The organism is Jeotgalibacillus marinus, from assembly GCF_040801915.1.
In the GTDB taxonomy this organism is placed as follows: Bacteria; Bacillota; Bacilli; order Bacillales; family Jeotgalibacillaceae; genus Jeotgalibacillus; species Jeotgalibacillus marinus.
On the sequence record NZ_JBFMIA010000228.1, the window covers coordinates 1 to 252 of the forward strand.

Annotated in this window: 1 protein-coding gene; it reads right to left on the reverse strand. The window is 61.1% G+C overall.

Annotation, left to right across the window (positions count from 1 at the left end; all coding sequences use genetic code 11):
* A partial coding sequence (locus AB1471_RS19070) for a hypothetical protein (protein WP_367781022.1) occupies positions 1-252 on the reverse strand: 252 nt, incomplete at both ends.

Here is a 252-nt window from a genome sequence, read left to right on the forward strand (position 1 = left end):
TCCCTCCCCCTCTTCCCCCCTCCTCCCCTCCCCTCCCTCCTCCCCTTTCCTCCTTTTCCCTCCTTTCCTCCCCCCCTCCTCCCCTTCCTTCTCTTCTCCTCCCCCCCCCTCTCTTTTTTCCTCTCCCCTCCCTCCCTTCCTCTCCCCTCCCTCCTCCCTCCCCTCTCCTTTCTTTTTTTCCTTTTCTTCCTCCCCCTCTCCCTCCTTTCTCCTCCCCTCCTTTTCCCTCTTTCCCCCCTTCCCCTCCCTTTT